Origin of the sequence: Cupriavidus pauculus (genome assembly GCF_022179805.1) — a bacterium.
GTDB lineage: Bacteria > Pseudomonadota > Gammaproteobacteria > Burkholderiales > Burkholderiaceae > Cupriavidus > Cupriavidus pauculus_E.
This window is the reverse complement of record NZ_BPUO01000005.1, coordinates 360,606-382,230: the sequence shown is the minus strand read 5'-3', so window position 1 is coordinate 382,230 and position 21,625 is coordinate 360,606. Positions and strand designations below refer to the sequence as shown.

Sequence of the window (21,625 nt, the reverse complement as noted above, 5' to 3'; positions counted from 1 at the left end):
TTTCGTCGATGCATCGCAGCATTTTCTTGTAACTTAGCGAAAGATAAGGGAAATCACTGATTTCCAATCGCTTCGCGATATATCACATACCAAACTTCTGAACGAAAACTGCGGGCAAATGCTGTCCCGGACGTCAGCCGCTCATATGGTTGACCAGCGATCCGATGCCCGCGATCGACACTTCCACGACCGAGCCGGCCTTCATCGACCCGACCCCGATCGAGGTGCCGACGGCAATCACGTCACCCGGCATCAGCGTCATGTCCTGCGACAGCCGGCTGACCTGCTCTTCTGGCGAGAAAACGATGTCGGATAGCGGATAGTTCTGGCGTTCGACGCCATCCAGGCGCGTCACCACGCTGGCGCCGCGCCAGTCGAAACCGGTGACGATGGCGGGACCGATACAGCCGAAGGTGTCCGAACCCTTGGCGCGGGTCCACTGCGGGAAATTGGGATCGGCATTGAGCAGCTCGCCCGCCGTGACGTCATTGACGACGGTGTAGCCGAAGATGTGCGACGCCGCCTCGGCAAGCGGCACGTTCCGACATTTGCGGCCGATGACGATGCCGAGTTCGCCTTCATAGGCGATCTTGCCGGTGTAGCCGCTGGGCCGCTCGATGGCGTCGCCAGGACCGGCCAGCGAACTGGCCGGCTTGAGCAGGAACAGCGGATGCACCGGCACCGATTTCTCCAGCCGGGCCGCGAGCGCGTGGAAGTTGTTCCACAGCGCCACGATCTTGCCGGGCTCGCACGGCGCCAGCAGTTCCAGCGCGGCGTAACTGTAGGTGTTGCCCGTGGGACGCGGATCGGTATAGCCAGGGCCCTCGCATTCGATGACGCGGTCGGCATCACGCTCATCGAGCCGGCCGTATGCGGTGTCACCGTCAGGACGACGGAAGCGGATCCAGGTTTGCACGACAGAGCTCCTCTGGCAGGCGCGCACCCGGCGCGCCTGCTCTCAGCAATTCAGCAGGAATGGGGCCCCTGTCAGGTGCAGGGGCCGTGGAGACAGGCAGGCGCCCTGGGTCAGACCGCGCCTGCCACGCGCAGCGCCGCGATCTGTGCCGGCGAGCGTCCCAGCCATTCGAGGATCTCGTCGGTGTGCTCGCCCAGCAGCGGCGAGCGCTCCACCTCCACGGGCGAGTCGGACAACGTGATCGGCGAGCCCAGCTGCACGTACTTGCCGCGCGCCGGATGGTCCAGCTCCACCAGGTAGCCGCGCTCGTACATCGACTGGTCCTGGATCAGGTCCTTCATCGACAGGATCGGGCCGCACGGCACGTCCACCTCGTTGAGCGCGTTCATCACCTCGAACTTGGTGCGGCCCAGCGTCCATTGCTCGATGATGCCGAAGCAGGCGGCCAGCTTTTTCAGGCGCACTTCCGGCGTGGCGAATTCCGGATCGGTGATCAGGTCTTCGCGGCGGCACAGGCGCATCAGCGGCTCCCAGCCCTGCGGCTGGATGATGACGTACACGTAGTCGTTCGGGCCGCCCGGTGCGCAGCGCAGCGCCGCGCCAGGCTGGCCGCCGCCCGACGCATTGCCGGCGCGCGGCACGTGGTCGTCGAACTGGTCGTTGGGGTATTCGCGCAGCGGACCGGCGTCCAGGCGTTGCTGGTCGCGCAGCTTCACGCGGCACAGGTTCAGTACGGCGTCCTGCATGGCCACTTCCACGCGCTGGCCGCGGCCCGAATGCTCGCGGTGCAGCAGCGCGGCCAGGATACCCACCACGCAATGCACACCGGTGCCCGAATCGCCGATCTGCGCGCCCGTCACCGTCGGCATGCCGGTGGCGTCACCGGTCGTCGATGCCGAACCGCCCATGCACTGCGCCACGTTTTCGTACGCCTTGCAGTCCTGGTACGGGCCCGGGCCGAAGCCCTTGATCGACGCATAGATCATGCGCGGATTCAGGTCCTGGATATGGTCCCAGTCAAAGCCGGCGCGGGCCAGCACGCCCGGGCCGAAGTTCTCGATCAGCACGTCGCTCTGCTGGATCAGGTCTTCCAGCAGCGCCTTGCCTTCCGGGGTCTTCATGTTGAGCGTCAGGCTGCGCTTGTTGCTGTTCAGCATGGTGAAGTACAGGCTGTCGGCATTCGGCACATCACGCAGCTGGCTACGCGTGATGTCGCCGCGTCCCGGCATTTCGACCTTGATCACGTCGGCCCCCATCCAGGCCATCAGCTGCGTCGCCGATGGGCCGGCCTGCACGTGGGTCATGTCCAGGATGCGAATGCCGTCCAGGGCTTTGCGTTGCTCGGGGCTGCTGGTCTGGCTGTGGTTCTGGGGCTGGGCCATGCTGCGTCTCCTGATGTTGTATCTCGTTCTGTTGACATACAGTATGTGGTATATCACGAAGATGCAAGGGGGTTTAAACCCGAATTCAGGGAGTTTCGATGACGCGCCGCAGCAATCCGCCTGAAGCGTTGCCACACCTGCCCTAGCGGCCCGCCTCCTCGGCGGGATTCATGCAGGATTTCTATCGATTCATGCCGTTCAAACGGCAACGAAAGGCAAAGAAAAACCCCAACGCCCGGAAGGCGTTGGGGTTGCAGGATGTGGCGAACAGCACGCCCTACATCGGCGGCGGGTCAGTCCAGGAAGTCGCAGTTCTTTTCCACGTACTCGGCCAGGTCCAGCGAATGCTGGCGCACCAGCCGTTCTGCCAGTTCCGTGTCGCGTCTTTCCAGCGCCTCGATGATCCGCAGGTGGTCCACGATGGAACGGGCCGCACGGTCGCTCTGCGAGATCGTCATCTTCCGGATCGCGCGCACATGGACAAAGATGTTCTTGATCTGGTCCATGATGATCTGCGACTTCGAGAGCTGCACGATCGCCTGGTGGAACACGATGTTGGCGTCGGAGTATTCCTCGATATGCTCGGCCGGCGTGGAATCGCGGAAGCTGTCGAACATGCTGCGCAGCTTGCCGATTTCCTCGTCGGTGGCATTTTGCGTGGCCAGGCGCGCGGCCATGCTTTCCAGCGCGGCCCACACCTGGATCATCTCGACGATTTCACGCTTGGTCTTGCGCGTGATGTAGATACCGCGACGTGGCACCGTGCGCAGGAACCCTTCCTGCTCCAGCAGCGTCATGGCTTCGCGGATCGGCGTGCGGCTCACGCCCAGCGCTTCGGACAGCACGCGTTCGTCGAGTCGAACCTCTTCGCGCGACTGGTAGATGTCGGCGTCGGCAATGGCCTGGCGCAGCATCGCATACGCCTGGTCTCGCAGGCTGGCGCCCGCATTGATCGGTTGCAGCGACAGGGACAGCCCTTGGGGCTGCACCTGCTGCTGGACTTCAGGTTGGCTTTGGGCAGACATGAATGCACTCGTCAGTGGCCGGTGCCCCGAACGCCGGTCTGGCGTCCGGTAGCACCCGTCCCGTGAACGTCATGAGATCAGTTTGGCATGCCGTCATGCGCTCTGCTCATCAATCTGGCGCCTTGCGGCGCCAAGACGCCCTGGATGGGACGGGTCCGGCCTATCGTATATGGTATATCACAATGACGGCACTTCCGGCACTACCGAGGGGCATTGCCCTGCGTCCTTCAGGCGGCCTTGGCCACCTTGACCGGAGCGGCGCTGGCAACGGCAGCCTGCGCCATTCGGTCGCGCTGCTTGATCAGACCCAGCACGGCGTCGATCATCGGCGTGGCTCGGCCGGTCATCCTGCCCATTTCCTGGACCACGGTCAGCAGCGGATCGATCTCCATGGCCCTGCCCGCCTCCAGGTCCTGCAGCATCGATGTCTTGTGCGCGCCCACCGCCCCGGCGCCGTCGATGCGGCGCTCCACATCTACGCGGAAATGCACGCCGAAACTCTCGGCGATGTCCTTGGCTTCCAGCATCATCTGCTTGGACAACGCACGCGTGGCGGGGTCGGACGTGATGATGTCCAGCGTGCCATGCGTCAGCGCGCTGATCGGGTTGAAGCAGAGATTGCCCCACAACTTCAGCCAGATTTCGTCCCGGATGTTGTCGCGCACCGGCGCATCCAGGTCGGCCTTGGCCATCATCTCGGCCAGGCGCGTCACCCGTTCCGAACGGGTGCCATCAGGTTCTCCAATCGGAAATTTCTTGCCATAGACGTGCTTGATGACGCCCGGCGCGATGATTTCGGCCGCGGGGTACAGCACGCAGCCGATGGCGCGCTCGGGCCCCAGGCCCCGCCACTGCGTGGCACCGGGGTCCACGCTTTCCAGCGTGCGCCCGGCAAATTCGCCGCCGTGCTTGTGGAAATACCAGTAGGGAATGCCGTTGACGCCCGTCACCACGGCCGTCTCGGGCCCCAGCAGCGCCTGCATCTGATCGACCACGCCCGGCACCTGGTGCGCCTTGAGCGTAATGAACACGTAGTCCTGGGGCCCAAGTTCGCGCGGATCGCTGGTACAGCGTACCTTGGCCACCCGCTCCTCGCCCTCGATCTGCAGCCGCACCCCGTTGGCCTGCATGGCCGCCAGGTGCGGCCCCCGGGCGATAAAGCTGACGTCGGCGCCCGCCAATGCCAGCTGGGCGCCCATGTAGCCACCAATGGCCCCGGCACCGTAGATACAGATCTTCATGGGTTGTCTCCTCGATTTGTCGTGATAGTCGTGCGATTGGAATCTTTGGTATATCACATACTATATTTCACAATCGCAATTCGACAACCCTCTTCTTCACCGAGGCCGATGGCGGGGCATTCCGTACACGCTGTACCGGTTCCGCCCGGCCCAAGGTGTGCGCTACCATGTCGGCAGTTGTCCGCTTGCGGGCCGCCTCCCCGGCCTGTCCCCCTACAGACACGGAGAAATGTCCGCATGGAAACGCTGCTCGAACTGGTTCGCGACCCGTCCGCCTGGGCCGCCCTGGCCACGCTGGTCGCCATGGAGATCGTGCTCGGTATCGACAACCTGATTTTCATCTCCATCCTGACCAACAAGCTGCCCGAGGAGAACCGGGAAAAGGCGCGCCGCATCGGTATCAGCCTGGCGCTGTTCCTGCGACTGGGGCTGCTGGCCACCATCGCGATCATCGTGGCGCTGACCGAACCGGTCTTCACCATCTTCGGCAAGGGCATTTCCTGGCGCGACATCATCCTGATCGCCGGTGGCGCCTTCCTGGTCTGGAAGGCCACCCGCGAGATTCACCAGCACGTGGCGCCCGAACCGGAACACGAGGATGAATCGGTGGTGGCACGCGCGGTGCCAGGCTTTGCGGCGGCCATCGGGCAGATCCTGGTGTTGGACATCGTGTTCTCGATCGACAGCATCATCACCGCCGTCGGCATGACCGACCACATCCCCATCATGTTCGTCGCCGTGATCGCGGCCGTGACCGTAATGCTGGTGGCCGCCACCCCGCTGGCCAACTTCATCAACAACAATCCGACCATCGTCATGCTGGCGCTGGCCTTCCTGATCATGATCGGCATGACGCTGATCGCGGACGGGCTGGGCCATCACGTGCCGAAGGGCTATATCTATACGGCCATGGCGTTCTCCACGGCCGTCGAGGGCCTGAACATGGTGGCGCGGCGCCGTCGCGAACGCGCGCGCGGCAAGGCGGCCACGGGCGAATAGCGCGCAGCGGGGCTTGGCAGTCCGCTTCACACAGTTAGAATGTCCGCGAACGTGCCGACTGGCCCGCCCGGCCGGCACCCCGCCCCTTTCCACTTGCCGAACCCACGACTGCCAGCATGACGACCTCGCTGATGAACTTTGAAGAGGCCATCCGGACCGCCGGTGTTGGCAAGTTCCAGTACCGGCTGTTCGTCATCTTCGGACTGGTGTGGATGGCCGATGCGATGCAGGTGCTGTCCATCGGCTTCAGCGCGCCCTCGATCGCCAGCACGTTCGGCGTCACCGTACCCCAGGCACTGCAGACCGGCACCACGTTCTTCGTCGGCATGCTGCTGGGTGCCTTCTGCTTCGGCCGCATCGCCGACCGCATCGGCCGGCGCCCGGCCCTGATGCTGGCCGTCGTCATCGATGCGGCCTGCGGCGTGGCGTCGGCGTTTGCGCCGAGCCTGTCCTGGTTGATGGTGCTGCGGTTTCTCACCGGCATCGGCGTGGGCGGGACGCTGCCGGTCGACTACACGATGCTGGCCGAATTCCTGCCGCGCGACCGCCGCGGCCGCTGGCTCGTGCTGCTGGAATCGTTCTGGGCGCTCGGCACGATCTGCCTGGCCCTGCTGGCCCTGGCGGCCGCCAGCCACGGCGACGATGCCTGGCGCATCATCTTCTTCGTCACTGGCCTGCCCGCGCTGGTTGGCGTGATCCCGCGCATGTACGTGCCGGAGTCGCCGCTGTTCCTGAACCGGAACGGCAAGTCCGAGCAGGCCCGCCAGGTGCTGGAGCGCGTGGCCATGACCAACGGCAGGAACGTGACCATCCCCAAGCTGCAGTCCGAACAGCCCGAGCGGCAATCGGTCTTCGCGCTGTTTGCCGGCAAGTTCCGCCGCCGCACGCTTGCCCTCTTTGCCGCCTGGCTACTGATCTCGGTGGCCTATTACGCCGTGTTCGTCTATCTGCCGATCCGCCTGAGCAGCGCCGGATTCGGGTTCATGCGCGGGCAGGCGTTCCTGGTCATCCTGGCCCTCGTGCAACTGCCCGGCTATGTGCTGGCCGCGTATGGCGTGGAGCGATGGGGACGCAAGCCGACCCTGATCGGCTTCCTGCTGCTCAGCGCGGTGGGCTGCATGCTGTACAGCCTGGGCACCGCACCGGTCGTGGTGGTCGGTTCCACCCTGCTGATGAGCTTTGCGCTGCTGGGCACCTGGGGCGCGCTGTACGCGTTCACGCCTGAGGTCTACCCCACCAATCTGCGGGCCACGGGCATGGGCACCGCCGGCGCGGTAGCGCGCTTTGGCGGGTTGTTCGCCCCGGCGATCATTGCCCCGGTCATGGCGACGCACTTCACGCTCGCGCTGGCCATGATCTCGACCATGCTGGCCGTGGCCGCGGTGGCAGTGAGCGCGGTCAACGTCGAATCGCGGAATCGCGCGCTGGATTGAGCCCCGCCGCGCCCAGCGCGTTGGACTATCCTTAGGTCCTGCATCCCTACCCATACCAGACCGGCGTCCCGGCACCCCACACCGCTCCCATGTCCAACCAAGACCAGCATCCCAAAGGCGCCCCGGCGCGCCATGACATCGCACCCGCCGATTCGGCCACGGGCATTTCCAAGGGCCTGACCAATTACGGGGATCGCGGCTTTTCGCTGTTCCTGCGCAAGGCGTTCATCAAGGGCGCGGGCTACACCGATGCCGCGCTGGAACGTCCGGTCATCGGCATCGTCAATACGGGCAGCGCCTACAACCCGTGCCACGGCAATGCGCCGCAGCTCGTCGAAGCCGTGAAGCGCGGCATCATGCTGGCCGGCGGCCTGCCGATGGACTTCCCGACGATCTCGATCCACGAGAGTTTCTCGGCGCCCACCAGCATGTACCTGCGCAACCTCATGTCGATGGACACCGAGGAAATGATTCGCGCGCAGCCCATGGACGCCGTCGTGCTGATTGGCGGCTGCGACAAGACCGTGCCGGCGCAACTGATGGGTGCGGCATCGGCCGGCATTCCGGCCATCCAGCTCATCACCGGTTCGATGCTGACCGGCTCGCATCGCGGCGAACGCGTGGGCGCCTGCACTGACTGCCGCCGGTACTGGGCCAAATTCCGGGCCGAGGAAGTCGACGCCGAGGAGATCGACGACGTCAACAACCAGCTCGTGGCCAGCGTGGGCACCTGCTCGGTCATGGGTACGGCCAGCACCATGGCCTGCATTGCGGAGGCACTTGGCATGACGGTGCCCGGTGGCGCGTCGCCGCCCGCCGTCACGGCGGACCGCATCCGCGTGGCCGAGCAGACCGGCACCGAAGCCGTGCGCATTGCGCACGAACGCCTGACAATCGATCGGATCCTGACGCCCACCGCGTTCGAGAACGCCATGCGCGTGCTGCTGGCGATTGGCGGATCCACCAACGGCATCGTCCACCTGGCTGCCATCGCGGGCCGGCTTGGCTACGACATCGACCTGGCCGAACTGGACCGCATGGGCCGCGATACGCCTGTGCTGCTGGACCTGAAGCCGTCGGGCGATCACTACATGGAAGACTTCCACCATGCCGGCGGCATGGCCACGCTGCTGCGCGAACTGAAGCCGTTGCTGAACCTCGATGCGATGACCGTCACCGGGCGCACGCTGGGCGAGGAAATCGAGCGCGCCGGCCCCGGCTTCCAGCAAGACGTGGTGCGCTCGCGCGACAACCCGATCTATCCGCAGGGTGGCATTGCCGTGCTGCGCGGCAACCTGGCGCCGGGCGGCGCCATCATCAAGCAGTCGGCGGCACACCCGAAACTGATGGAGCACGAAGGACGCGCGGTGGTGTTCGAGAACGCCGAGGACCTGGCCAACCGCATCGACAGCGACGACCTGGACGTGACCGCCGACGACATCCTGGTGCTGAAGAACATCGGCCCCAAGGGCGCACCCGGCATGCCCGAAGCCGGCTACATCCCGATTCCGCGCAAGCTCGCCCGTGCCGGGGTGAAGGACATCGTGCGTATCTCGGACGGCCGCATGAGCGGCACCGCGTTCGGCACCATCGTGCTGCACGTGACGCCCGAATCGGCCATCGGCGGCCCGCTGGCACACGTGCGCAACGGCGACCGCATCAGCCTTTCGGTATCGCGCCGCGAACTGACGCTGCAGGTCACCGACGAGGAACTGGCCCGCCGCGCGCAGGAAAAGCCCGTGGTGGTGCCGACGGCCGACCGTGGCTACCGCAAGCTCTTTCTCACCACCGTCAACCAGGCGGACCAGGGCGTGGACTTCGACTTCCTGCGCGCGGCCGAAACGGTGGGCAGGATTCCCGGCAAGCGCGGCACACCCGAGTAAGGCGTCGGGCAGTACCGGGGCCTGCCTCGCTCAGCCGTTGCGGAACAGGAAGCTGTACGCGCTCAATGCGGGCGCACCGCCCAGGTGTGCGTACAGCACGCGCGAGCCGGCCGGAAATTCGCCCTGCCGCACCATGTCGATCATCCCGTGCATCGACTTGCCCTCGTACACGGGATCGGTCATCACGCCTTCATAGCGCGCGCAGGTGCGGATGGCCTCCATCGTGCCCTCCGACGGCAGGCCGTATTCAGGGCCACCATAGCGGGTGTCGAGCACCACATCGGCATCGACGATGTCGCGCTCCAGCTCCACCAGTCCAGCCGTATTTTTGGCGATGCGCAGGATCTGCGCGCGCGTCTGCTCCGGCTTGGCCGACGCGTCGATGCCGATGACGCGATCTGCACGGCCATCGGCGGCAAAGCCCACCACCATGCCCGCCTGCGTGCTGCCCGTGACCGAGCACACGACGATGTAGTCGAACTTGAACCCCAGTTCGGCTTCCTGCGCCCTCACCTCCTCGGCAAAGCCGACAAACCCGAGGCCGCCGTACGGATGCTCCGAGCAACCGGCCGGGATCGGATACGGCTTGCCACCGGCACTGCGCACGCTCTCCATCGCCTCTTCCCAGCTACGGCGGATGCCGATGTCAAAACCATCGGCCACCAGCCGCACGTCGGCGCCCATCATGCGCGACATCTGGATATTGCCAACGCGGTCATAGACGGCATCGGCGTAGTTGACCCAGTTTTCCTGCACCAGCACGCATTTGAGACCCAGGTGCGCAGCCACGGCCGCCACCTGCCGGGTCTGGTTCGACTGGATGCCGCCGATCGATACCAGCGTGTCGCAGCCCTGCGCCAGCGCCTCGGGAATCAGGTATTCGAGCTTGCGGGTCTTGTTTCCGCCAAAGGCCAGACCGCTATTGCAATCCTCGCGCTTGGCATACAGCTCCACCTTGCCACCCAGATGGGCAGACAGGCGCTTCAGCGGCTGGATCGGGGTGGGGCCGAACGTCAGGTGGTAGCGGGCGAATTGCTTCAGGTTCATGGAGAACTCCAGGATGGATGGGGGGCGGCGCCGCACTGCCCGCGGCTTGCCTCACAGGCGTGGCGGCAGGCTCAATCCTAGAAAAAAACCCGCGAAACGTGCTTGCAAATAATTAGCTTCCCGCAGACTATTTCACGATCAAATCCATATTCTTCTTTCATAAATTCCGCCAGAGCACCAATGAAAGAAACAAAATTTCGCACCAAAAAGCCCACCCCGAATGCACCGACCGAGGCACCCCCGGCAGCCTCGCCCCACGTCGATGCACTGGACCGCGCCGACAAGGCCATCCTGCGCGCGCTGCAGCAGGATGCGTCGATCTCCAACGTAGCGCTGGCCGCCAAGGTCAACCTGAGCCCGCCCGCGTGCCTGCGGCGTGTAGAGCGCCTGAAGGAGATGGGCCTGATCCGGGGCATCGTGGCACTGCTGGACCCCAAGGCGCTCGACGCGGGCATGCTCGTGATGATCGGCGTGGTGCTGGACCGTTCCACGCCCGAATCCTTCGCGCAATTCGAGACCGCGGCCCAGAAGGTGTCCGGCTGCATGGAATGCCACGTGGTCACCGGCGAATTCGACTACTTCATGCTGGTCCGTACGCGGGACAGCGAGAGCTTCAACCGTCTTCACGCGGAGCAGTTGCTCTACCTGCCGGGCGTGCGCCAGATCCGCTCGTTCATGGTGCTCAAACAGGTGATGTCGACGACGCAATTCCCCATCTGAACAAAAGTCGAGGGGGCGATCTCGGGTAGACTCTCAATCTCTTGGTTACCCACATACGTTTTCATGCTTCCTACGGACCTGGCTGGCGCCGACGGCGACCAGAGTGCTTCGTTGCCGCGTTCCGAGCGGGCCTATCAACAATTGCGCGCCGCCATTCAGGCAGGCCAACTGCTACCGGGCACCCGTCTGCGTGAAGTGGAACTGGCGGAAACGCTCGGCCTGTCCCGCACGCCGGTTCGCGAAGCATTGTCACGACTGGAATCCGAAGGGCTGGTGGTCAACGAGCCGAACCGCGGCATGATGGTCACGCGGCTGGACGCCAGCATGGTCAGCGAGCTCTACGTGATGCGCGAAGTGCTGGAGTCGACGGCAGCCGCGCTCGCGGCGCGCCACGCCACAGACGTGGAAATCTCGCTGCTGCGCGATATCGTCGAGCGCGACCTGTCGTTTGCCGAAGACCCGGACAAGCTGGCGATGAACAATCGCCTGTTCCACGAGACGCTGCACCGCTGCGCGCACAACCGCTACCTGCTCAAGACGCTGCGGTCGCTGCACGAGTCGATGGCGCTGCTGGGTCGCTCCACGCTGGCGGTGCCGGGCCGTGCGCGCGGATCCTATGAAGAGCACATGGCACTGGTCGAGGCGCTGGAAGCGCGCAACCCCGAGCAGGCCGAGAAAATCACCCGCCGGCATATCCAGCAGGCCTACAAGGTGCGGCTGTCGCTGTGGATCGAGGAACAGTCGGGTAGCTGACCGCTGTAGCCTCCCCTGGCCTCCTTGAATGCCCTCTGGCCCCGCCCTGGCGGGGCCATTGTTTTACCGGGCTGAAAGGTGTGTTCCGCCGTTGCGCTTTTTCACAACGATAGGGGGCGCTATCGTATTGCCTGAGGCCGCAGGCTTTCTCTCCCTTCCGGCCTCACGTCACCTCCGTGGCGGTTTTTTCATGATTGGCGCGGGCACGTACGTCTCTCAGGCGTATGGCATGGCCGGCGCGGGCGCGGCAACTCTTGCCGCGCCTCATCTTTTTTCCGCCGTTCCAGCCCCAGGAGTCGTCATGGCAGGCAAGTCCGTCAAAATCCCCGGCCCCGATCACCCCATCACCGTTACCGCCCAGCCCGCACGCGTCGTCGTCAAGGCCGGCGGCCACGTCATTGCCGACACCACGCGCGCCCTGAACCTGCAGGAGGCGTCGTATCCCGCCGTGCAGTACATCCCGCGCGATGACGTCGACATGGCGCAACTGACACCCACATCGCACACCAGCCACTGCCCTTACAAGGGCGACGCCACCTACTTCAGCATCGCCGCCAGCCCGCGCGGCACGAACGCGGTGTGGACCTACGAGCACCCCCACGACGCCGTGGCAGAGATCGCGGGATACGTGGCGTTCTACCCGGACCGGGTCGATAGCATCGACATCCAGCGCTAAACCCGCGCTACAGCAGCCACTGGGCAATCATTCGCAGGATTTCGGCTTTCACCGCTGCAGGGTCCATGGAAGCCTTGTTCAGGCGATGGACCGAGATCCCGCGCAGCAAACTCATGATGATGAAGGCCGCGGATTTTGCGTCCACGTCCTGCCTGATCTGCCCCAGGGCTTTCGCCTCGTTGAGTTTGAATTCCACGTAGGCCATGTTCTTCTCGTTGTAGTCATGGACAAAGCCATACAACGGCGAGTCGGCGACCGACGAGTCGAGAACGATGAAGAACATTGCGCGGATACGGTTGACCGCGTCTTCCGGCCGCTGTGTATAGGCATCGACCAGCGAATGAATGCCATGAATGCCGCGCGTGTCGCTGCCATCCTTCTTGCGCTCGGCATTGAATTCACGTGAAAGCTGCTCCAGACACTCCTCCAGGAGTTTCTCCTTGGTGCCGAAGTGATTGTGCGCCAGACCGCGGCTATAGCCCGCCTTGATGCCGACTTCATTCATCGTCAGCCCCGCGAGGCCTTTGTCGGAAATCAGTTCGATAGCGGCCTGCACCATACGGCTGACGGACTCCTCGCGCCGTTGCTCCTGAGTGCGACTGGATGGCTGTTTCATTGAGAGTTGTATCGCCAAAGCTGGCAATGTGCCGTCAAGGCAGCCGTTCGTACGGCGTCGCCGGATGGGTTGTCTAACAGTCGTCATGACCGATGGCGCGGATTGTACCGAATGGGACCGGCTGGCTTCCAGTTGGCGACGAACCGGACCAGAAATGCCGACCCCTGTATTGGCAGGAATCGGCGCGGCACGGCATGTTCGCGGTTCAACTCGGCTGGATGTTGGCCTTTTCTGCCACTCGCTTGAAGCGCTGGTACTCCGAACGCTGGAATTCTCCCAGCTCCCCGAGCGACTTGGTCAGGAAGGTGCCTGCTCGCCGGGTCTGGTAGGCCTTTGCCGCGTCCGTAGCCTGCGCGGCGGAAATGGCCGCGGCGAGCTCCTTCATCTTGTCCGCCGGGGTACCCGCTTTCATCGAGAAGGATGACCACACATAGGACTCGAAGCCCGCGTATCCCAGCTCCTTCATCGTGGGGGTATCGGGCAGCAGCCTGTCCCGCGTGCCGCCAGTGATGGCGAGCACGCGCAACTTGTTTGCCTTCGCCATTTGCGCGATGCCGGTAATATCGTTGAGCGCAATGTCCAGGCGGTTCCCGACCAGATCCGTCACCATCGGCGCGCCGCCCTTGTAGGGCACGGGCGTGGTCTTGATGTCCGTTTCCTGCGCCAGCCATTCGCCAACCAGGCGGTAGCCTTCCGAATAATTGCCGATCGAAATCGGCTTTCCGGATGCCTTGTAGCGCGCCACGACGTCGGCAATGCTGTGGAAAGGCGACTCGTTGCTGGTCACGAAGGCCGCGGCCGAGATCGCCAGGCCATGCAACGGCACAAGCTCCTTGAACGGGTCGTAGCCCAGGTTCTTCACCATCACGGGGTTCACCGCGATCAGCGAGTTGCTGCCCAGCAGGATGGTATTGCCGTCCGCCGGTTCCGCCAGCACGGTCCGCACGGCAATGAGGCCGCTTGCCCCCGGTTTGTTCTCCACCACGATCGAGCGCCCCAGCGACTTGGAAATCAGTTCGGCGTAAAAGCGCGCGCCCTCATCCGATCCACTGCCGGCCGTGAACGGCACGATGACGCGAATCACCTTGCCCTGCGCCCGGGCGAGATAGGGGAAGCCCAGCGCCGCCGCGCCGGCCAACACCGTGGCACCAAATTGTCTCCGTTGCATGAACTTGTCTCCGTTTTATGTATGGTCTGTGCCTGGCGTGCAGCCTCAGTCTTCAAAGGCCGGCAAGCGCCGTTCGGCCATGGCTTTCACCCCTTCCGCCAGATCGGGGCCCGCGAACTGAATCGCCTGCTCCGCGCTCTCGCGCGAGATGGCGTCGCGGATGCGACTGAGCGAATCGCCCTTCAACGTCTGGCGCGTGGACTGCAGCGCGCGTGGCGACGAGACGGCCATATCCCTGGCCAGCGCCATCGCCGCGTCGCGGACTTCCGCCTTGGGCACGATGAAGTCCACCAGCCCCAGCTCCCTGGCACGCAGCCCATCGATCCGGGTGCCCGTGTACAGCATCCACGCGCCCATCTGCTTGCCGATCAGCGCCGGCAAGGTGTACGAGAGGGCAAATCCCGGATGAAATCCCAGCCGGTTGAAGTTCGCGGAAAAGCGCGCCTCGCCGCAAGACACGCGGAAGTCCGCCGCCAACGCCAGCCCCAGGCCGCCACCCACGGCAGGCCCTTCGATGGCGGCCACGATCGGTTTGCCAAAGCTGAAGATGCGCAATGCCTCCAGGTAGATCGGGTTGATGCGCGACGCGCTGCGTGGCGCGGCGGCACCGTTGCGCCGGGAAAAATCCGCCCCCGCGCAGAACGCGCTGCCGTCCGCCTGCAGCACCACCGCGCGGCAGGTCTTGTCGGCCTGCAGCCGGTCCAGCTCGTCCGCGATCTGGGCAATCATGTCCACATCGAAGTAGTTATGCGGCGGGCGGCTCAGTTCGATGATGGCGACGTGGCCATCGCGACGCGTCACGATCGCTTGATCCGGTGTCTCAGACATGATTCGGGGTTCCTTCGGCATTGTTTTGACGGCGCGGGACATTGGCATTGGGCAGCGTACGTGCGGTCAGGTGCGGCCAGAACTGCTGCGAGCCGGCCTGGATAAAGGCCTGACCAAGGCGCTCCGCCCATTCCGTACTGCTGCCCGCCTCGGCACGCCACGCCCAAAGCCGGCGCGTGGCAAAGTTCAGCGGGTATTCGTAGGTAAAGCCGATGGCGCCATGTACCTGGTGCGCGATGGAGGCCCCGGTACGTACGGCGTCGCTCGCCGTCACCTTGGCAACCGCCGCGCTGAATTCCGCCTGGGCCGCACTGTCCTGCGGCATGGCCGGCAGATCGCGCAACGCGGTGGTTGCGGCGGCATAGGAACAGGCCACCTCGCCCGCCAGTACGGCGAGCTGCTGCTGGATTGCCTGATTCTTGCCGATGGGCTTGCCAAACTGCACGCGATCCTTGACGTACTGCACCGCCAGGTCGAGCGTGTATTCCAGCGCGCCGGCCAGCTGGGCGGCCGTGGCAACCGCGTAGAACACTTCCAGCGGACGCGGCAGGTCCGCGATGCCGGCGGTCAGCACGTGCACAACGTGGGCATGGTCCAGCACCACCGTATCGGACGGCAACGATGCGGCATCGGCCTTGGGTTCTACCCGCACGCCAGCGCCGCGGGCATCCACCAGACAGATCTGATTGCCCACCTCGATGACGAGCCAATGCGCGTGACGCGCCCATTTCACCGCCTTCATCGTGCCAGCCACGCTGGTTGGTGCCCCCGCATCGTCGCAGTGCAACGTCAACGGCCGTGACTGGGCGCCGGCGGCCAGCGCAAACACGCCGTCGGCCGCCAGGTCCAATCCGCATCGCGATGCCAGGTACTGTCCCACCACCGCCTGGGCGAGCGGCACCGGCGCCTGCGTATAGCCCGTCTGGTAGAAGAGCGGCTGAGCGTCCAGCCACGCGGCCTCGATGCCGCCATGCGCCTCACGGCAGAGGATCTTCGTCATGCCGGCCTCGGCCATGGTTTGCCACAGCGCGTGCGCAAAGTCTCCAGCCTCGACGGCGGTCAGCAGTTCGCGGCTCACCTCGTTGCCAAGCAGCCGCTTGACGGTTTCTTCGATCATGTTGTCGCTCATCGCAGCCCCAGTCCTTTCGCAATGATCCCGCGCAGAATTTCCCGCGTGCCGCCGCGCAGCGAGAACGATGGCGCCGCCAGTGTCACCAGGTTCAGCACCTGGTCGAATTCGCTGCCATCGCTCAGCCTGTCGGGAAACACCTCGTAGGCGATATCGGGCAACGACTGCTCCAGCAGTGCGCCCTGGTCCTTGACGATGGATGCAGCCAGCGACGGGTCTTGCCCCTGGGCCATCATCAGCGCGATACCCTGCGACATTTGCCGCAAGGTGGCATAACGGGCGATCACCTTGCCAATCGCCACCGCCTGCTGGCGGTTGTTGCCGTCCGCCGCGTCCAGCATTTCCAGCAGCAATTGGGTGCTGCTCAGAAAGCGCTCCGCGCCCGACCGCTCATACTTCAGTTCGTTGATGACCTGATCCCAGCCCTTGCCTTCTTCGCCCACCAGGTGGTCGTCGGGCACGAACACGTCGTCGAGGATGACCTCGTTGAAGATACGGGTGCCCAGTTGCGAGACGATGGGCCGCACCTCCACGCCCGGCCGGTCCATTTCGATGAAGATCTGGCTCATGCCGGCGTGGCGGTTCTCTCCACGCTCGCTGGTACGCACCAGGGCCACCATGTAGTGCGCGTGATGCGCACCGGATGTCCACACCTTCCGTCCGTTGATCTTCCAGCCGCCATCCACCTTGGTGCCCCGGGTACGGATCGAGGCAAGGTCCGACCCCGAGTCCGGTTCGCTCATGCCGATGCAGATGAATGCCTCGCCCCGGCGGATCTGGGGGATGATGGCGGGAGCGAGCTTGTCCCGGCTGTAGCGGATGAGCAGTGGTCCCATTTGCCGGTCGGCAGCCCAGTGAGCGCCCATCGGCGCCCCCACGGCCAGCAGTTCTTCAAGCATCACGTACCGCTCCAGCATGCTTTTGCCACCGCCACCGGCCTCGGTCGGCCAGGTCATGCCCAGCCACCCCTTTTCGCCCATCTTTTTCGAGAAGGCGGGATCACGGCCCGACCAGTTGTGCGCCCGGTCCACACGCGAATATTTCGTCATGTGTGTCTTGGCAAACTCCCTGACCTCTCCCCGGAGCGCCTCGCATTCAGGCGGCAAGTCACCCACCTCGATGTGTAACGTATCCATGTTTATCCTTACTTGCTTGCGAACAAGCAAAACTTTATAGTCCAACCATCGAATCCGCTCTAGGTAATTACGATGAGAAGCCAGACCACCCCGCCCCCTAACGATGCGACCACCGGCAGGACGCAGGACGTACCGGCCCGCACGGGGCCGCTTGCGGGCATCCGCGTACTGGATCTGACGGCGGTGGTACTTGGCCCCGTCGCGACGCAGGTGCTGGCGGACTATGGGGCCGAGGTCATCAAGGTGGAGCCGCCCGATGGCGACCTGATGCGGGCGAATGGCGTGAGTCGCACACCCGGCATGAGCTCGACGTTCATGAACATCAACCGCAACAAGAGTTCGGTGTGTATCGACCTCAAGACCGAATCGGGCAAGGCGGCGCTGCGGCAGCTTATCGCCGACAGCGACGTGCTGGTGCACAACATTCGTGTCAAGGCGATCGAGCGGCTGGGCTTTGGCTACGAGGCCGTGGCGCAGATGAATCCGGGCATCATTTACTGTGCCGCCACGGGCTTTGGCGAGGGCGGCACCTTTGCCGGCCAGCCAGCGTTCGACGACATCATCCAGGGGGCCTGCGGCCTGGCCCATCTGGTGGGTCATGAAACCGGCGTGCCGGACTACCCGCCCACGTTGCTCGCGGACAAGATTGCGGGCCTCGCCACCGCCAATGCCATCCTGGGCGCCCTGGTACACAAGGCACGCACCGGCGAAGGCCAGTACGTCGAGGTACCGATGTTCGAGACGATGGTCGCTTTCACGATGACGGAGCATCTGGGCGGCCACGGCTTTCATCCGGCCATCGGCGATGCCGGCTATGCACGCCTGCTCAAGGGCGGGCGCAAGCCATCACCCACCCGGGACGGCTACATCGCCGTGCTGCCCTATACGGAACAGCACTGGAAATCGTTCTTCCACCGATTCGGGCGCGGCGAGTTTATCGACCAGTTCAATATCAGCAGTCGCGTCGAGCGCAACAAGAACATCCAGGCGATCTATGCGGAGCTGCGCAAGATCACCGCGCAGTACACGACCCAGGAGATGATGGACGTGTGCCGGGAGATGGATATCCCGGTCGCCGAGATGTACTCGATCCACACCATTCAATCGCATCCCCACGTGCAGAGTACCGGGCTGTTCCAGACCATGACGCACCCCACCGAGGGCGACATCGTCACCACCCGCCCGACCGCCCTGTTCTCGAAGACGCCCACCTCGATCTACAAACCCGCACCCCGCTTGGGCGAGGATACGGAACGGATCCTGCAATCCGAGGATCGGCCGCAACGTTGACGGCCGCGCCCCGCGCAAACAAAAAAACCGGCCCGCCGCATACCTTCTGGGTATGCGGCGGGCCGGTTTTCAATGCTTGCGGCGCCAGATGCGCCGCCCTTCTAACTTCTTGCTACCAGCGAGTGCCGATCAGCCGTTCGCGTAGACCACCTTGGCCTTGCGCGCTTCCGCTTGCAGGCGGGTGAAAACGTTCTGCACGGTGGCGATCACGCGCTTCACGTCGTTGGCAAAGCCCAGGCTCTGGGTGCCCAGTTCGCGGTCGATCAGGTCACGTTCGAGTTGGTCGGTCAGCTTGATATCGGATTGGGTGTTCATGGCGTCGCTCCTTACAGGGATTACCCTTATGGGGTTTTCCCGAATTGTAGCAGAACGATTGCCGCATCGCAGCATTAGGTAATAGTGCGTATCTCTCGGGTTGGCTTTGCCATCGCATAGGGTAAATACCTAGAGCCCGATGACGCACTTCCGCCAACCCAATACCGCGCTTGAATCACTTTTCTCCAGATTTTCGCCGTATTTCCTCGTAAGTCGCCGTGGGATCCGCGCAACAGCGGGTTCAGGCGGCGATCAGCGCACGCGGCGCCACGGTCCGGGACGGCCCGGTGACCCTGAAGTACATCACGTCGTCCTTCATGCCTTCGGCCTGCTCGCGCAGGGCCTGGGCGGCCGCGGCGGACTCCTCCACCAGCGAGGCGTTCTGCTGGGTCACCTGGTCGATCTGGGCGATGGCGTGGCTTACCTGCTCCAGGTTCTTGCTCTGCTCGTCGGACGCGGCGGAGATTTCCCCGATGATGTCCGACACGCGCTCGATGGCCACGCTGACCCGTTCCATCGCGGCGCTGACGCCCTCGGCCTGCTGGGCGCCCATCTGGACCTTCACCGTCGACGTCTCGATCAGTTCCTTGATTTCCTTGGCTGCCCCCGACGCACGCTGCGCCAGCGACCGCACCTCGCCAGCCACCACCGCGAAGCCACGGCCCTGCTCGCCCGCACGCGCTGCCTCGACGGCAGCGTTGAGCGCCAGGATATTGGTCTGGAACGCGATGCCCTCGATCATGCCGGTGATTTCCGCGATCTTCCTGGACTCGGCGCTGACCTCGTTGACGGTCTGCACCATCGCGGCAACATCGACGCGGCCCGATTCCGTCATGGCCTTGGCACTGCCGGCCAGCGACGTCGCCTGACGCGCGTTGTCGGCATTCTGGCCCACGGTCTCGGTCAGCCCGGCCATGCTGGCGGCCGTTTGCTCGATGGAGGCAGCCTGTTCCTCGGTGCGCGAAGACAGGTCCATGTTGCCGGCGGCGATCTGCCCTGCCGCGCTGGCTACCGCCTCGCTGGCGGTGCGGATATTGCCCACCGTACCGCCAAGCTTGTCGTTCATGTCCTTCAGCGCCTGCAGCAGCTCGCCGGTCTCGTCGGTGGACTTGACCTCGATCTCGCTGGACAGGTCGCCGTCAGCCACGCGACGGGAGATGCCAACGGCCTGCTTCAGCGGCGCGGTAATGCTCACCGTCAGGAAGTAGGCGCAGATGATGCCCAGCACCAGGATCAGCCCTTCCAGGATCAGCAGCAGCGTGCGGCTCTTGGCGGCAATCGCGTCGATGTCGCGCGCGGTGCTGTCAATCGTGCGGCGCTGCATTTCCACCAACTGGCGCATCGTGTCCTGGTACGCATTGGCGGCCGGCGTGAACACCTTCTCCAGCAGACGAGCGGCTTCCTCGACGTTGCCGGAGGCCTTGACCTTGTTGATCTCGTCGCGCGAGCTCAGGTAGACCTTGCGCTGCTCGCCGATCTTGGCGAACAGGGCCTTTTCCTCGTCGGTCGAAAGCAGCCCTTCCACCTTCTTCTGCAGTTCGCTCGAGCTCTTCGACGACTGCGCCGCGTCTTCCGCAAAGTACGGGCCGAGCGACGGATCGGTACTCTTGGCGATGGCCATCGTGCGACGGATGCCCGAGGCAAGATTGGCGTACCAGTCGCCCATCAACCGCTCCTTGAGCAGCGGCACGTTCATCATTTCCCGCGTCGCGGTGGACACGTTGTCGAGCCGCCAGATGCCAATGGCGGTGATCACGATCGAGAACGCAAGAATCAGTGCGAAACCAATAGCCAACCGCCTGCCAATCTTCATACTGCCGATGAAAGCCATACTTGCTCCGATACGCCTACGCCATGGGGCAGTAGGCTGGACGTCATTTCCCTGGATGTACTGCCGCGTAGTCGACGAACATTGGCGCCAACTGTCGCTTCGGGAAACGGCCTTGCGGGCAATATCCTGAACCCAACTTTAGTGGGGTATAGGCTGGGAGACATCGGCCGGGGCTGGCCTGGCGGGCGCGGTCACTCCACCCTCACTCCATCCTCACTCCACTTTCACGTTGGCTTTCTTCACCAGGCTGGCGTAGCGATCTGCTTCGGACCGGAAGAACTGCACGGCGGCTTCCGGCGTGCCGGGCTTGATGACGGTTGCCTGCTTCTTCAGGGCCTCTACCACCTCGGGGCTCGTGAACGCCGCGGCAAACGCATCGTGCACGCGCTTCACGTCGGCGGGCTTCATGTGGGCGGGACCGATGACGGCGAACCAGCCCTCGACGTGGTAGCCGGGCAAACCCTGTTCGGCGATGGTCGGCACATCGGGCGCCACCGGAGACCGCGCATCGCCACACAGGCCGATAGCGCGCAAGGTGCCGGCCTTCAGGTACGGCAACGCGGCATTAAGCGCCACCACGCCCATGTCCACCTGTCCGCCCAGTAGATCCGTCACCATCGGGCCGGTGCCCTTGTACGGGATGTGATTGGCCTTGACGCCGGCTTCGCTCAGGAACATCTCGCCAGCCAGGTGGATGATGGTGCCGTTGCCGGAAGACGCGTAGTTGTAGGCGTCGGGCTTCGCCTTGAGCAGCGCCACCAGTTCCTTCACGTTCTTCGCCGGCACTTTCGGATTGACCACCAGCACGAGCTGCGTCGCGCCCAGCACGCTGATCGGCGTCACGTCCTTGACCGGATCGAACGGCATCGACTTGAACACGCTTGGATTGATCACGTGGTTGTTCGACACCAGCCCCAGTGTCAGCCCGTCAGGCTGGGCCTTGACCACGGCGGCGGCACCCGTGATGCCGCCCGCGCCAGGCAGGTTCTCGATCACCACGGGCTGACCCATCGCCTTGCCAAGCGCCGGCCCGGCAGTGCGCACGATGGCGTCGACACCCGAACCCGCGCTGATCGGCAGGATCAGCCGCACGGGCTTGCCGCCCTGGGCCTGCGCGGGCAGCGCGGCGCAGAACGAGAAGGCGGCGATGGTGGCCGCGACGCGTAAAAAATGGCGCAGATACGGGTGGGTCGCCGGACGGCGCGAGGGGGATCGGGAATGCATGGTTGTCTCCGTC

At 64.4% G+C, this 21,625-nt stretch carries 20 protein-coding genes; 7 read left to right on the top strand and 13 right to left on the bottom strand.

Annotated elements, in window-relative coordinates; all coding sequences use genetic code 11:
* Nucleotides 1–133 precede the first annotated feature (133 nt).
* The 4 genes from MFF62_RS12720 to MFF62_RS12705 form a co-directional block, all read right to left on the bottom strand.
* Complete coding sequence (locus MFF62_RS12720) at nt 134–916, bottom strand: fumarylacetoacetate hydrolase family protein (protein ID WP_238263472.1); 783 nt, start codon at nt 914–916, stop codon at nt 134–136.
* A gap of 110 nt (nt 917–1,026) precedes the next feature.
* The gene (gene frc / locus MFF62_RS12715; protein ID WP_238263471.1) at nt 1,027–2,298 is read right to left on the bottom strand and encodes a formyl-CoA transferase; all 1,272 of its coding nucleotides are present in this window, start codon (nt 2,296–2,298) and stop codon (nt 1,027–1,029) included.
* Nucleotides 2,299–2,591: 293 nt separating this feature from the next.
* A complete protein-coding gene (locus MFF62_RS12710) occupies nt 2,592–3,323 on the bottom strand; it encodes a GntR family transcriptional regulator (RefSeq protein ID WP_238263470.1) in 732 nt (243 codons plus the stop codon).
* A 227-nt stretch (nt 3,324–3,550) separates the two neighbouring features.
* Nucleotides 3,551–4,564, bottom strand: a complete 1,014-nt coding sequence (locus MFF62_RS12705) for a 2-dehydropantoate 2-reductase (RefSeq protein WP_238263469.1) — start codon at nt 4,562–4,564, stop codon at nt 3,551–3,553.
* 237 nt (nt 4,565–4,801) lie between these two features.
* On the opposite strand from MFF62_RS12705, the gene MFF62_RS12700 reads away from it, so the two are divergent.
* The 3 genes from MFF62_RS12700 (at nt 4,802) to MFF62_RS12690 (ending at nt 8,879) form a co-directional block, all read left to right on the top strand.
* Nucleotides 4,802–5,563, top strand: coding sequence for a TerC family protein (locus tag MFF62_RS12700; protein WP_238263468.1), 762 nt, complete (start codon nt 4,802–4,804; stop codon nt 5,561–5,563).
* Between the two features lie 116 nt (nt 5,564–5,679).
* Complete coding sequence (locus MFF62_RS12695; protein ID WP_238263467.1) at nt 5,680–6,996, top strand: MFS transporter; 1,317 nt, start codon at nt 5,680–5,682, stop codon at nt 6,994–6,996.
* 89 nt (nt 6,997–7,085) lie between these two features.
* Nucleotides 7,086–8,879 (top strand): IlvD/Edd family dehydratase, encoded by a 1,794-nt coding sequence (locus MFF62_RS12690; RefSeq protein WP_238263466.1) that lies wholly within the window; start codon nt 7,086–7,088, stop codon nt 8,877–8,879.
* A 30-nt stretch (nt 8,880–8,909) separates the two neighbouring features.
* Here MFF62_RS12690 and MFF62_RS12685 read toward each other — a convergent pair whose 3' ends face one another.
* Nucleotides 8,910–9,926, bottom strand: a complete 1,017-nt coding sequence (locus MFF62_RS12685; protein WP_238263465.1) for a 1-aminocyclopropane-1-carboxylate deaminase — start codon at nt 9,924–9,926, stop codon at nt 8,910–8,912.
* Between the two features lie 180 nt (nt 9,927–10,106).
* On the opposite strand from MFF62_RS12685, the gene MFF62_RS12680 reads away from it, so the two are divergent.
* From MFF62_RS12680 to MFF62_RS12670, 3 genes are all read left to right on the top strand, one after another.
* Nucleotides 10,107–10,646, top strand: a complete 540-nt coding sequence (locus MFF62_RS12680; RefSeq protein WP_238263464.1) for an Lrp/AsnC family transcriptional regulator — start codon at nt 10,107–10,109, stop codon at nt 10,644–10,646.
* A gap of 63 nt (nt 10,647–10,709) precedes the next feature.
* Nucleotides 10,710–11,399 (top strand): GntR family transcriptional regulator, encoded by a 690-nt coding sequence (locus MFF62_RS12675; RefSeq protein WP_238263463.1) that lies wholly within the window; start codon nt 10,710–10,712, stop codon nt 11,397–11,399.
* A gap of 301 nt (nt 11,400–11,700) precedes the next feature.
* Nucleotides 11,701–12,075 carry a DUF427 domain-containing protein gene (locus MFF62_RS12670; protein ID WP_238263462.1) on the top strand — a complete coding sequence of 125 codons (375 nt, stop codon included), beginning with the start codon at nt 11,701–11,703 and terminating at the stop codon, nt 12,073–12,075.
* 7 nt (nt 12,076–12,082) lie between these two features.
* Here MFF62_RS12670 and MFF62_RS12665 read toward each other — a convergent pair whose 3' ends face one another.
* The 5 genes from MFF62_RS12665 to MFF62_RS12645 form a co-directional block, all read right to left on the bottom strand.
* Nucleotides 12,083–12,691 (bottom strand): TetR/AcrR family transcriptional regulator, encoded by a 609-nt coding sequence (locus MFF62_RS12665; protein ID WP_238263461.1) that lies wholly within the window; start codon nt 12,689–12,691, stop codon nt 12,083–12,085.
* A 205-nt stretch (nt 12,692–12,896) separates the two neighbouring features.
* Nucleotides 12,897–13,832: a Bug family tripartite tricarboxylate transporter substrate binding protein gene (locus MFF62_RS12660; protein ID WP_238263460.1), complete on the bottom strand. Its 936-nt coding sequence runs from the start codon at nt 13,830–13,832 to the stop codon at nt 12,897–12,899.
* 72 nt (nt 13,833–13,904) lie between these two features.
* On the bottom strand, nt 13,905–14,687 hold the full coding sequence (locus MFF62_RS12655; protein WP_238263459.1) for an enoyl-CoA hydratase/isomerase family protein: 783 nt from the start codon (nt 14,685–14,687) through the stop codon (nt 13,905–13,907).
* Nucleotides 14,680–15,804 carry an acyl-CoA dehydrogenase family protein gene (locus MFF62_RS12650; RefSeq protein ID WP_238263458.1) on the bottom strand — a complete coding sequence of 375 codons (1,125 nt, stop codon included), beginning with the start codon at nt 15,802–15,804 and terminating at the stop codon, nt 14,680–14,682. The genes MFF62_RS12655 and MFF62_RS12650 overlap by 8 nt, the downstream gene beginning before the upstream one ends.
* 8 nt (nt 15,805–15,812) lie before the next feature.
* Nucleotides 15,813–16,952: an acyl-CoA dehydrogenase family protein gene (locus tag MFF62_RS12645; RefSeq protein WP_283205337.1), complete on the bottom strand. Its 1,140-nt coding sequence runs from the start codon at nt 16,950–16,952 to the stop codon at nt 15,813–15,815.
* A 72-nt stretch (nt 16,953–17,024) separates the two neighbouring features.
* Between MFF62_RS12645 and MFF62_RS12640 the strand changes: the two genes are divergently transcribed.
* Entirely contained in the window at nt 17,025–18,242 is a 1,218-nt protein-coding gene (locus MFF62_RS12640) for a CaiB/BaiF CoA transferase family protein (protein WP_238263456.1), read from the top strand.
* A 129-nt stretch (nt 18,243–18,371) separates the two neighbouring features.
* On the opposite strand, the gene MFF62_RS12635 is transcribed toward MFF62_RS12640, so the two are convergent.
* From MFF62_RS12635 to MFF62_RS12625, 3 genes are all read right to left on the bottom strand, one after another.
* Nucleotides 18,372–18,557, bottom strand: coding sequence for a hypothetical protein (locus MFF62_RS12635; RefSeq protein WP_238263455.1), 186 nt, complete (start codon nt 18,555–18,557; stop codon nt 18,372–18,374).
* Between the two features lie 241 nt (nt 18,558–18,798).
* The gene (locus MFF62_RS12630) at nt 18,799–20,388 is read right to left on the bottom strand and encodes a methyl-accepting chemotaxis protein (protein WP_238263454.1); all 1,590 of its coding nucleotides are present in this window, start codon (nt 20,386–20,388) and stop codon (nt 18,799–18,801) included.
* 213 nt (nt 20,389–20,601) lie between these two features.
* Nucleotides 20,602–21,612 carry a Bug family tripartite tricarboxylate transporter substrate binding protein gene (locus tag MFF62_RS12625; RefSeq protein ID WP_238263453.1) on the bottom strand — a complete coding sequence of 337 codons (1,011 nt, stop codon included), beginning with the start codon at nt 21,610–21,612 and terminating at the stop codon, nt 20,602–20,604.
* Between the last annotated feature and the right edge of the window lie 13 nt (nt 21,613–21,625).

Coding starts and splice junctions, on each gene's coding strand:
- frc (WP_238263471.1), bottom strand. CDS start 2,298: ATGGCCCAGCCCCAGAACCACAGCCAGACCAGCAGCCCCGAGCAACGC.
- MFF62_RS12710 (WP_238263470.1), bottom strand. CDS start 3,323: ATGTCTGCCCAAAGCCAACCTGAAGTCCAGCAGCAGGTGCAGCCCCAA.
- MFF62_RS12705 (WP_238263469.1), bottom strand. CDS start 4,564: ATGAAGATCTGTATCTACGGTGCCGGGGCCATTGGTGGCTACATGGGC.
- MFF62_RS12700 (WP_238263468.1), top strand. CDS start 4,802: ATGGAAACGCTGCTCGAACTGGTTCGCGACCCGTCCGCCTGGGCCGCC.
- MFF62_RS12695 (WP_238263467.1), top strand. CDS start 5,680: ATGACGACCTCGCTGATGAACTTTGAAGAGGCCATCCGGACCGCCGGT.
- MFF62_RS12690 (WP_238263466.1), top strand. CDS start 7,086: ATGTCCAACCAAGACCAGCATCCCAAAGGCGCCCCGGCGCGCCATGAC.
- MFF62_RS12685 (WP_238263465.1), bottom strand. CDS start 9,926: ATGAACCTGAAGCAATTCGCCCGCTACCACCTGACGTTCGGCCCCACC.
- MFF62_RS12680 (WP_238263464.1), top strand. CDS start 10,107: ATGAAAGAAACAAAATTTCGCACCAAAAAGCCCACCCCGAATGCACCG.
- MFF62_RS12675 (WP_238263463.1), top strand. CDS start 10,710: ATGCTTCCTACGGACCTGGCTGGCGCCGACGGCGACCAGAGTGCTTCG.
- MFF62_RS12670 (WP_238263462.1), top strand. CDS start 11,701: ATGGCAGGCAAGTCCGTCAAAATCCCCGGCCCCGATCACCCCATCACC.
- MFF62_RS12665 (WP_238263461.1), bottom strand. CDS start 12,691: ATGAAACAGCCATCCAGTCGCACTCAGGAGCAACGGCGCGAGGAGTCC.
- MFF62_RS12655 (WP_238263459.1), bottom strand. CDS start 14,687: ATGTCTGAGACACCGGATCAAGCGATCGTGACGCGTCGCGATGGCCAC.
- MFF62_RS12650 (WP_238263458.1), bottom strand. CDS start 15,804: ATGATCGAAGAAACCGTCAAGCGGCTGCTTGGCAACGAGGTGAGCCGC.
- MFF62_RS12645 (WP_283205337.1), bottom strand. CDS start 16,952: ATGGATACGTTACACATCGAGGTGGGTGACTTGCCGCCTGAATGCGAG.
- MFF62_RS12640 (WP_238263456.1), top strand. CDS start 17,025: ATGAGAAGCCAGACCACCCCGCCCCCTAACGATGCGACCACCGGCAGG.
- MFF62_RS12635 (WP_238263455.1), bottom strand. CDS start 18,557: ATGAACACCCAATCCGATATCAAGCTGACCGACCAACTCGAACGTGAC.
- MFF62_RS12630 (WP_238263454.1), bottom strand. CDS start 20,388: ATGGCTTTCATCGGCAGTATGAAGATTGGCAGGCGGTTGGCTATTGGT.
- MFF62_RS12625 (WP_238263453.1), bottom strand. CDS start 21,612: ATGCATTCCCGATCCCCCTCGCGCCGTCCGGCGACCCACCCGTATCTG.